This is a genomic window from Mesorhizobium sp. M7A.F.Ca.CA.003.01.2.1, assembly GCF_003998945.1.
GTDB lineage: Bacteria > Pseudomonadota > Alphaproteobacteria > Rhizobiales > Rhizobiaceae > Mesorhizobium > Mesorhizobium ciceri.
Genome location: NZ_RZRA01000075.1, coordinates 1 through 9,932, shown reverse-complemented (window position 1 = coordinate 9,932; position 9,932 = coordinate 1). Strand labels below are relative to the sequence as shown.

Below are 9,932 nucleotides of genomic sequence, written 5' to 3'. Positions count from 1 at the left end.
CGCCCATGTCGTGCCGAAGGAAGAGGTCGAGAAATACGGCGCCGATTTCGGCAAGCATCCGGTCGGCACCGGCGCCTTCAAGCTCGCCGAGTGGACGCTCGGCGAGCGCATCGTCTTCGAGCGCAATGCGGACTATTGGCACAAGGGCCTGCCGCATCTGGACAAGATCACCTTCGAGATCGGCCAGGAGCCGATCGTGGCGCTGCTGCGCCTGCAGAAGGGCGAGATCGACGTCCCCGGCGACGGCATTCCGCCAGCAAAATTCCAGGAGGTGATGGCCGATCCCGAGCAGAAGGCACGCGTCGTCGAAGGCGGCCAGCTGCACACCGGCTATGTCACCATGAACACCACCATGGCGCCGTTCGACAATGTTAAGGTGCGCCAGGCAGTCAACATGGCGATCAACAAGGCGCGCGTCATCCAGATCATCAACGGCCGCGCCGTGCCGGCCAACCAGCCGCTGCCGCCGTCGATGCCGGGCTACGACAAGGAATACAAGGGCTATCCCTATGACGTCGCCAAGGCCAAGGCGCTGCTCGCAGAGGCTGGCCACCCCGACGGCTTCGAGACACAGCTGTTTGCCATGAACACCGATCCCAACCCGCGCATCGCCCAGGCGATCCAGCAGGATCTGGCGGCGATCGGCATCAAGGCCAGCATCCAGTCGCTGGCGCAGGCAAACGTGATTGCCGCCGGCGGCGACAAGGCCGGCGCACCGATGATCTGGTCCGGCGGCATGGCCTGGATCGCCGACTTCCCGGATCCGTCGAACTTCTACGGCCCGATCCTCGGCTGCGCCGGTGCGGTGCCCGGCGGCTGGAACTGGTCGTGGTATTGCAACAAGGATCTCGACGCCAAGGCGGCCGAGGCCGACTCGGTGGTCGACCCGGCTAAATCAGGCGAACGCGACAAGATGTGGAGCGCCATCTACGACAAGGTGATGGAAGACGCGCCCTGGGCGCCGGTCTTCAACGAGCAGCGCTTCACCATGAAATCGGCGCGCATGGGCGGCGCCGACAACCTCTATGTCGACCCGGTTCATATCCCGATCAACTACGACAATGTGTACGTAAAAGATGTGCAATAACTGCGACTACACCATCCACGGGCGCCAACATCATTTCGGCTGGGACAATTCGTTTGCCCCGGCCGAGCGGGTGGCGCCCGGCTCGACGATCGAGTTCCAGTGCCTCGATTCCTCCGGCGGCCAGTTGCAGGCCGGCAGCACGGTCGCCGACGTCGCCAAGCTCGACTTCGCCACCGTCAATCCGGTGACCGGGCCGATCTTCGTCGAGGGGGCCGAGCCGGGTGACGCGCTGAAGGTGACGATCGAGATGTTCAAGCCGTCCGGCTTCGGCTGGACGGCCAACATTCCGGGCTTTGGGCTGCTCGCCGACGACTTCAAGGAGCCGGCGCTGAACATCTGGAAATACGACGCTGCCTCGCTCGAGCCGGCGCTGTTCGGCAAGAATGCGCGTGTGCCGTTGAAACCCTTCGCCGGCACCATAGGCAACGCGCTGGCGGAAAAGGGCCACCACTCGGTGGTGCCGCCAAGGCGCGTCGGCGGCAATCTCGACATCCGCGATCTCGCCGCCGGCACCACGCTCTATCTGCCGGTGGAAGTGGCGGGCGCGCTGTTTTCGGTCGGCGACACCCATGCCGCGCAAGGTGACGGCGAGGTCTGCGGCACGGCGATCGAAAGTCCGATGGACGTCGTGCTCAAGCTCGACCTGGTCAAGGATGCCAGGCTGAAGACGCCGCGCTTCACCACGCCAGGCCCGGTGACGCGCCATCTCGACGCCAAGGGCTATGAGGTGACGACCGGCATCGGTCCGGACCTGATGACCGGCGCCAGGGAAGCGGTTGCGCAGATGGTCGACCTGCTCGCCGGTCGTTATCACATCGACCCAGTCGAGGCCTATATGCTGGCCTCGGTCTGCGGCGATCTCCGCATCAGCGAGATCGTTGACATGCCGAACTGGGTGGTGTCGTTCTACTTTCCGCGCTGCGTGTTTGAATGAGGAGGGGGGGGTGCCGGAGTAAATCCCTCTCCGGGTCACGCGCGCAATGATCACCGCCAGCGAACCCATACTCGACATCGCCAACCTCTCCGTCAGCGTGCGCGGCGAGGAGGGCGAGCGCGAGGTCGTCTCCGACCTGTCGCTGACGTTGTCTCGTGGCGAGACGCTGTGCATTGCCGGTGAATCCGGCTCCGGCAAATCGATGACCGCTCTGGCCATCATGCAGCTTCTGCCGCAGCCTGCCGCCAGGATTTCATCCGGCAAGGTCCATCTCGGCGATACAGATCTGACGATTCTGGACGAGCGCCGGATGCGGCGCATTCGCGGCAACCGCATCGCCATGATCTTCCAGGAGCCGATGACCTCACTCAACCCGGTGCTGTCGATCGGCCGGCAGCTCACCGAATCCATCGAGGCGCATACCTCCCTGTCGCAGAGCGAGGCTCGCCAGCGTGCCATCGAGGCGCTGAAGGCGGTGCGCATTTCGGAAGCCGAAAGCCGGCTAAAGCAGTTTCCGCACGAACTGTCCGGCGGCATGCGCCAGCGGGTGATGATCGCCATGGCGCTGGCGCTCGAGCCGGACGTGCTGATCGCCGACGAGCCGACGACGGCGCTCGACGTCACCGTGCAAGGCGAGGTGCTGGAACTTTTGCGCGATCTGCAGCGCCAGCATGGCACCAGCGTCATCCTCATCACTCATGACATGGGCGTCGTCGCCGAAATGGCCGACCGCGTCATCATCATGCGGCATGGCCGCATGGTCGAAGAGGGAAAAACCGCTGACATTTTCGCCAGGCCGCAAGCCGGCTACACGCGCGAGCTGCTGGCCGCCGTGCCGCGCATCGGCAGCGGTATCGGTCGCCAGGAATCCAGGAGTGCCGAGACGGCAACGCCGGCCAATGTCGCTGACGTCAAGGACCTGCATGTCCGTTTCGACCTGCATGGCGGCTTCTTCGGCCGGGTCACTCGTTGCGTCCACGCCGTCGAAGGCGTCAGCTTCTCGATCGCGCCCAACGAGACGCTGGCGCTGGTCGGCGAATCCGGTTGTGGCAAGTCGACCACCGCCAAGGCGCTGGCCGGACTGGTGCCCTACAGCGGCGACATCGCCATTGGCGGCCGCAATCTGTCCGGCCTCGGCCGCGACGAGCGCAAGGCGGTGCGCCGCGACGTGCAGATGATTTTCCAGGACCCCTATGCCTCGTTGGACCCACGCATGCGTGTCGGCGACCTCGTCGCCGAGCCGCTGCTGATCCACGGTATCGCCTCGAAGGAAGAGCGCAGCGAGCGTGTCGCAGCGCTGTTCGAGCGCGTCGGCCTGTCGGCCGACCAGATGGAACTCTATCCGCATGAATTCTCCGGCGGCCAGCGCCAGCGCGTCTGCATTGCCCGCGCGCTTGCACTGCGGCCGAAGCTGATCATCGCCGACGAAAGCGTCTCGGCGCTCGACGTCTCGGTGCAGGCGCGCGTGCTCGATCTGTTGAAGGAATTGCAGCGCGAATTCGGCGTCGCCTATCTCTTCATCTCGCATGACATGGCGGTGGTCGAGAACATCTCCGACCGCGTCGCCGTCATGTATCTCGGCCAGATCGTCGAGATGGGCACCCGCGACCAGGTCTTTTCCAACCCGCGCCATCCCTACACCAGGCGCCTGATCGAAGCCGTGCCCGTGCCCGATCCCGCGCAGCGCAGAAGCCGCTTCGCGCGCCTCGACCAGGAAATCCCGAGCGCCACCCGCAGGATCGGCGAGGCGCCGCTGAAACTGGCGCTGAGGGATGTCGGCAACGGCCACCTCGTCGCCGCCGAGGGCTGAGCCGGCACTGCCGCCGGGCGGTTCACATGTTTGTGTCTCTATCTCTCGCCCAAGGCTCGCGTTGCGCCGCCAAACCGTATCGCTTCGAACACTAAATCCCTAACGGCCTCTTGCCCTCTGTCCCTATCTTCCTCATGTTCAATACCATTGCGATGATCGATCGTAGGAGGGTCGGTCGGATTCATCGCTATGGGAGGAAGTCAACCATGAAGGTAAGCCTTTTCGTTTCCGCGGCACTTCTCGCCGCATCCGCGATCCCCGCTTCGGCCGCCGAAATTTCCGACGGCAAGGTCAAGATCGGCATCCTCAACGACCAGTCGGGCGTCTACGCCGACTTCGGCGGCAAGTGGTCGGTCGAGGCGGCCAAGATGGCCGTTGAGGATTTCGGCGGCAAGGTGCAGGGAGCGCCGATAGAAATCATCAGCGCCGACCACCAGAACAAGCCGGATATCGCCTCCAACATCGCCCGGCAGTGGTACGACACCGAGCAAGTCGATGCCATCATGGAACTGACGACCTCTTCGGTAGCGCTCGCCGTCCAGGGGATTTCCAAGGAAAAGAAGAAGATCGACATCGTCACCGGCGCGGCGACCACGGAGCTGACCGGCAAACAGTGCTCGCCCTACGGCTTCCACTGGGCCTATGACACTCACTCGCAGGCGGTGGGTACCGGCGGCTCTCTCGTGCAGCAGGGCGGCGACAGCTGGTTCTTCGTCACCGTCGACTATGCATTCGGCTACTCGCTGAAGGATCAGACCACCAAGTTCGTCGAAAGCCATGGCGGCAAGGTGCTGGGCGAGGTGCGTTATCCCCTGGGATCGACCGATTATTCGTCCTTCCTGCTGCAGGCGCAATCGTCGGGCGCCAAGGTCATCGGCCTGGCCAATGCCGGCCTCGATACCTCCAACTCCATCAAGCAGGCGGCCGAATTCGGTATCGTGCAGGGCGGCCAGCGTCTTGCCGCACTCCTGTTCACGCTGGCCGAGGTGCATGGGCTTGGCCTTCAAGCGGCGCAGGGCGTCGTGCTGACCGAAGGCTATTACTGGGATCGCGACGACAAGAGCCGCGAATTCGGGCAGCGCTTTTTCAAGCGCACCAACCGCATGCCGAACATGATCCAGGCCGCGACCTATTCGGCGGTGACGCAGTATTTGAAGGCGATCGACAAAGCCGGCACGGACGAGACCGAAGCCGTCGCCAAGCAGCTGCATTCGATGCCTGTGGACGACGCGGTGATAACCAACGGCAAGGTGCAGGCGGACGGCAACATGGTTCACGACATGTACCTCTACCAGGTCAAGTCGCCAGCCGAGAGCACCAAGGATTGGGACTACTACAAATATCTCGCCACCATTCCAGGCAACGAGGCCTTCCTCAGCGAGAAGGAAAGCGGCTGTCCGACGGCCGGCCAGTGATCGGCGCGGCCGATGGCGCCGACTGACCTGGACGCGAACGAGCCGCGGGTTGTGCTTTCCGCCCGCGGGTTGCGACGCGACTTTGCCGGCTTCATCGCCGTCAAAAACGTCGATATCGATGTCCGCCATGGCAACATCCATGCCCTGATCGGACCCAACGGCGCCGGCAAGACGACCGTCTTCAACCTGCTCACCAAGTTCCTGGCGCCGACCAGCGGCAGGATCGAGCTGCTTGGCCACGACATCACCCGCACCTCGCCGGCCAGGGTTGCGCGGATGGGGCTGGTGCGCTCGTTCCAGATATCGGCGATTTTTCCGCACCTCAGCGTGCTCGACAATGTTCGCGTCGCGCTGCAGCGGCCGGGTGGTCTTGCCGTTCAATTCTGGCGCTCGCTCGCGGCGCTCGACCGGCTGACCCCGCGCGCCGAGGAATTGCTGCGCTCGGTTGGTCTCGACGACGCCAGGAACAGGCTCGCCGGCGATCTTTCCTATGGCAGAAAACGCGTGCTGGAGATCGCCACGACGCTCGCGCTCGATCCGAAAGTGCTGCTGCTGGACGAGCCGATGGCCGGCATGGGGCATGAGGACGTGGCCACGGTTTCCAGCCTCATCCGTTCGGTTGCCAGGGATCGCGCCGTGCTGATGGTCGAGCACAATCTGACCGTGGTGGCCGACCTTTGCGACTGGATAACGGTCATGCAGCGCGGCGAGGTGCTGGCCGCTGGCGACTACGCCACCGTTAGCCGCGACGAGCGCGTCAAGATCGCCTATATGGGCACCGCCGATGACTAGTGCCGCACCTCTGCTTGCCGTCACCGGCCTCAACGCCTGGTATGGCGAGGGCCATGCGCTGCACGGTGTCGATCTGGAAGTGTTTGCCGGCGAGACGGTCACGCTGCTCGGCCGCAATGGCGTCGGCAAGACGACGACGCTGCGCGCCATCATGGGGTTGATCCGCAAGCGGACCGGCCGGATCGCCTTCGACGGCAAGGACCTGATGCGGCTGCCGCTGCACCGCACCGCCCATCAAGGCATCGGCTTCGTGCCGGAGGAGCGCGGCATCTTCGCAACGCTGACCGTGGACGAGAATCTGGTTCTGCCGCCGGTCGTCGCGCAGGGCGGCATGAGCGTCGAGGAGATATTCGATCTGTTCCCCAATCTGAAGGAGCGGCGCAACAGTCCCGGCACCAGGCTGTCGGGCGGCGAACAGCAGATGCTGGCGATCGCGCGCATGCTGCGAACCGGCGTGAAGATGCTGCTCCTCGACGAACCGACGGAGGGGCTCGCTCCCGTCATCGTGCAGCGCATCGGCGCGTTGCTGGCGACGTTGAAAAAGCGCGGCATGACGATCCTGCTGGTCGAGCAGAACTTTCGCTTCGCCAGTCGTGTCGCCGACCGTTTCTATCTGATGGAGCACGGCAAGGTGGTGGCGGGGTTTCCGGTCGGCGAACTGCCGGACCGCATGGCGCAGCTCCACGAAGTCCTGGGTGTATGATGGCGCCATGACGATGATCTTCGGAATCCCGGTTCAGGCCTTCCTCGGCCAGTTGCTGGTCGGCCTGATCAACGGCTCGTTCTACGCCATGCTGAGCCTGGGCCTGGCTGTCATATTCGGCTTGCTGCGCGTCATCAATTTCGCCCATGGCGCCCAGTATATGTTCGGCGCCTTCGTCGGCTACCTGCTTCTCACCCATCTCGGCATCGGCTATTGGCCCGCTTTGATCCTTGTGCCGCTGATAGTTGGCATCTTCGGCGTCGTGGTCGAGCGCCTGGCGCTGTCGAGGCTGTACGATCTCGATCCGCTCTACGGGCTGCTCTTCACCTTCGGCCTCGCGCTCGTACTCGAAGGCATCTTCCGCTATTATTACGGCGTCTCGGGAAACCCCTACGCCGTGCCGCCGCTGCTTGCCGGCGGCACCAATCTCGGCTTCATGTTCCTGCCCAACTATCGCGGCTGGGTCGTGGTCGCCTCGCTGATCGTCTGCTTCGGCACCTGGGCGCTGATCGAGAAGACCAGGCTTGGATCCTATCTGCGCGCGGCAACCGAGAATCCCCGTCTCGTCCAGGCTTTCGGCGTCAACGTGCCGTTGCTGCTGACCCTCACCTACGGCCTTGGCTCCGCGCTGGCCGGGCTTGCCGGCATTCTGGCAGCACCGATCTATCAGGTGAGCCCGCTTATGGGATCGGACCTCATCATCGTCGTCTTCGCGGTGGTGGTGGTCGGCGGCATGGGATCGATCCTCGGTGCGATCGTCACCGGCTACATGCTTGGCCTCGCCGAGGGCCTGACCAAGGTCTTCTACCCCGAGGCCTCCAATCTCGTGGTCTTCGTCATCATGGCCATCGTGCTTCTGGTCCGGCCGGCTGGCCTGTTCGGAAGGGACGCTTGACATGTCGGAAGGGACATCTGACATGACCGAACTGACGCTTCGCGAGGCATCGGCCAAAACCTCGGCACGGCTGGAATGGATGCTGGTCGGGCTCGGCATCCTGGCGCTGCTGGTAGCGCCTTTCCTGATCTATCCGATCTTCCTGATGAAGATGCTGTGTTTCGCGCTGTTTGCCTGCGCGTTCAATCTTCTGCTCGGCTATACCGGGCTCTTATCGTTCGGCCACGCCACCTTCTTCGGCGGCGCCGCCTACTTCACCGCGCATGCCGTCAAGGTCTGGGGCTGGCCGCCGGAAGCCGGCATTCTGCTCGGCATGGCGGGTGCGGCCTTGCTCGGCCTTGTCATGGGCTTTTTCGCCATTCGCCGGCAAGGCATCTATTTCGCCATGATCACGCTGGCGCTGTCGCAGATGTTCTTCTTCTTCTGTGTGCAGTCGCCCTTCACGCAAGGCGAGGACGGCATTCAGGGCGTGCCGCGCGGCATGCTGCTTGGCGTCCTCGACCTGAACGTCTCGCTGAACATGTATTACTTCGTGCTGGCGGTGTTCCTGATCGGCGTCTTCGCCATCTGGCGCATCGTCAACTCGCCGTTCGGCATGATCCTGCGCTCGATCCGCGAGAACGAGAACCGCGCCATTTCGCTGGGCTATTCCGTCGCCAACTACAAGCTGGGCGCCTTCGTCATGTCGGCGGCCCTGGCCGGGCTGGCCGGCTCGCTCAAGGCGATCGTTTTCCAGTTCGCCACGCTCACCGACGTCACCTGGCAGATGTCGGGCGAAGTGATCCTGATGACGCTTCTCGGCGGCATCGGCACCATGGTCGGGCCGATCATCGGCGCCAGCCTTGTCATTGGCCTGGAAAACACGCTTGCCACTTCCGGCTTTCCGGTGACCATCGCCACCGGCCTCATCTTCATGGTGTGCGTGCTGATCTTCCGGCGCGGCATCGTCGGCGAATTTTATGCGCGGATTTTCAAGCGGGCGGGCAAGGACTGAGCAGTTCAAGCTGGCGGCTGAATACCTGACCGCTCGATTGTCCGGTTGCGTCCTAGTTCTGCCGGTAAGGAACTCGGAACCTGGGGGGCCGCACGCCAATGTTGGACAACTACGCGGTGGACGGGTTTGGCGTGATCCACCAGGTCGACTCCAAACCGATCAAGTATGACAAGCAGTACATTTCCTATTACGAGGACCTGAGTGACCGGACCATCAAGCTCGGATATCAGCGACTCGGCTGGGTGCTGGGGATCACTGGCGAGATCCCCCGGTCCGTGCTGGAGATTGGATATGGCACCGGCACATTCATCGAAGCCGCGAAAATAACCGGGGTCGCCGACTGCGCCGGCTGCGACATAACCAGGTTTCCGCTGCCCAAGGGCGTCCGCTTCGTCGATTGGGATGAGGCGCTCTCCAGCTCGTGGGATCTCGTCGCCATGTTCGATGTGCTTGAGCATATCCCGGATCTGGGTTTCCTCGCCCGGCTTAAGGCCCGCTACCTGGCCGTCGCCGTCCCTTATTGCCGCTGGCGCGAGCTCGGCGCCGACGGCGACGCCTGGTTCCGGACGTGGCGTATGCGTCTTCCCGACGAGCACCTCCACCACTTCGATCGTGACTCGCTGGTGGCATTCCTCGCACGCAGCGGCTTCGAATGCATGACGCTGAACTGCTTCGAGGACGGGATCAGACTGCGCCCTGGCGAAGTGGGTCCGAATATTCTGTCCGGATTCTTTAGAAAGCTATAGACCTCGATCAAATCGATGCGGCTGCTTGGGACCTGGGGCAATCGCGACAATCGCCCGATCGGTACGGGAGCACTGCTGTGGGCAAATCGTGATGCGCGCATTCTTTCGATTGGTTGCCGTTATGATCGTGGTGTCTGGCGCGACCGGCTGCACCAGTGTTTCCTATTACGCGCAATCCGTGCAGGGTCATCTGCGGATCATGACGGCGCGCCAGGATGTCGGAAAACTGATCGAGGACCCTTCGACGCCGAAGGCATTGCGCGCTCGAATGGCATCGGCGAGCGCCATACGACAGTTCGCAACGGATGAACTGGCGCTGCCCGACAACAGCAGCTACCGCAGCTATGTCGATATCGGCCGGGATTCGGTGACATGGGCCGTCTTCGCCGCGCCGGCATTCTCGCTGACGCCGCGAACATGGTGTTTTCCCGTTTTCGGCTGCGTGCCCTACCGGGGATATTTCTCCAGGAAGTCCGCAATTGAAACCGCTGCCGAACTTCAAGGACAGGGCATGGATGTCTATGTGACGGGCATCACCGCATATTCCACGCTTGGC

Annotated in this window: 10 protein-coding genes; all 10 read left to right on the top strand. The window is 63.3% G+C overall.

Annotation, left to right across the window (positions count from 1 at the left end; genetic code table 11):
- On the top strand, positions 1-1,087 hold a 1,087-nt coding region (locus EN969_RS05530), incomplete at its 5' end, for an ABC transporter substrate-binding protein (protein WP_164758151.1).
- On the top strand, positions 1,077-2,021 hold the full coding sequence (locus EN969_RS05525; protein WP_024502120.1) for an acetamidase/formamidase family protein: 945 nt from the start codon (positions 1,077-1,079) through the stop codon (positions 2,019-2,021). The genes EN969_RS05530 and EN969_RS05525, both read left to right, overlap by 11 nt.
- A gap of 46 nt (positions 2,022-2,067) precedes the next feature.
- Positions 2,068-3,831 (top strand): ABC transporter ATP-binding protein, encoded by a 1,764-nt coding sequence (locus EN969_RS05520; RefSeq protein ID WP_063169704.1) that lies wholly within the window; start codon positions 2,068-2,070, stop codon positions 3,829-3,831.
- Between the two features lie 206 nt (positions 3,832-4,037).
- Positions 4,038-5,246 carry an ABC transporter substrate-binding protein gene (locus EN969_RS05515; RefSeq protein ID WP_013528530.1) on the top strand — a complete coding sequence of 403 codons (1,209 nt, stop codon included), beginning with the start codon at positions 4,038-4,040 and terminating at the stop codon, positions 5,244-5,246.
- A gap of 12 nt (positions 5,247-5,258) precedes the next feature.
- Positions 5,259-6,038: an ABC transporter ATP-binding protein gene (locus tag EN969_RS05510; protein WP_063169705.1), complete on the top strand. Its 780-nt coding sequence runs from the start codon at positions 5,259-5,261 to the stop codon at positions 6,036-6,038.
- Entirely contained in the window at positions 6,031-6,741 is a 711-nt protein-coding gene (locus EN969_RS05505; protein WP_013528528.1) for an ABC transporter ATP-binding protein, read from the top strand. Before EN969_RS05510 ends, EN969_RS05505 begins: the two co-directional genes overlap by 8 nt.
- A 7-nt stretch (positions 6,742-6,748) precedes the next feature.
- Complete coding sequence (locus EN969_RS05500) at positions 6,749-7,636, top strand: branched-chain amino acid ABC transporter permease (RefSeq protein WP_063170419.1); 888 nt, start codon at positions 6,749-6,751, stop codon at positions 7,634-7,636.
- A 22-nt stretch (positions 7,637-7,658) separates the two neighbouring features.
- Complete coding sequence (locus EN969_RS05495; RefSeq protein WP_024502115.1) at positions 7,659-8,630, top strand: branched-chain amino acid ABC transporter permease; 972 nt, start codon at positions 7,659-7,661, stop codon at positions 8,628-8,630.
- 98 nt (positions 8,631-8,728) lie between these two features.
- Entirely contained in the window at positions 8,729-9,376 is a 648-nt protein-coding gene (locus EN969_RS05490; protein WP_063169706.1) for a class I SAM-dependent methyltransferase, read from the top strand.
- A gap of 91 nt (positions 9,377-9,467) precedes the next feature.
- Positions 9,468-9,932: aminopeptidase (locus EN969_RS05485; protein ID WP_206525134.1), on the top strand; the 465-nt coding region annotated here is incomplete at its 3' end.

What these genes read in the sequence shown, in the direction of transcription:
- EN969_RS05505 (WP_013528528.1), top strand. Translation starts at nt 6,031, where the DNA reads ATGACTAGTGCCGCACCTCTGCTTGCCGTCACCGGCCTCAACGCCTGG.
- EN969_RS05525 (WP_024502120.1), top strand. Translation starts at nt 1,077, where the DNA reads ATGTGCAATAACTGCGACTACACCATCCACGGGCGCCAACATCATTTC.
- EN969_RS05500 (WP_063170419.1), top strand. Translation starts at nt 6,749, where the DNA reads ATGACGATGATCTTCGGAATCCCGGTTCAGGCCTTCCTCGGCCAGTTG.
- EN969_RS05490 (WP_063169706.1), top strand. Translation starts at nt 8,729, where the DNA reads ATGTTGGACAACTACGCGGTGGACGGGTTTGGCGTGATCCACCAGGTC.
- EN969_RS05520 (WP_063169704.1), top strand. Translation starts at nt 2,068, where the DNA reads ATGATCACCGCCAGCGAACCCATACTCGACATCGCCAACCTCTCCGTC.
- EN969_RS05495 (WP_024502115.1), top strand. Translation starts at nt 7,659, where the DNA reads ATGACCGAACTGACGCTTCGCGAGGCATCGGCCAAAACCTCGGCACGG.
- EN969_RS05515 (WP_013528530.1), top strand. Translation starts at nt 4,038, where the DNA reads ATGAAGGTAAGCCTTTTCGTTTCCGCGGCACTTCTCGCCGCATCCGCG.
- EN969_RS05510 (WP_063169705.1), top strand. Translation starts at nt 5,259, where the DNA reads ATGGCGCCGACTGACCTGGACGCGAACGAGCCGCGGGTTGTGCTTTCC.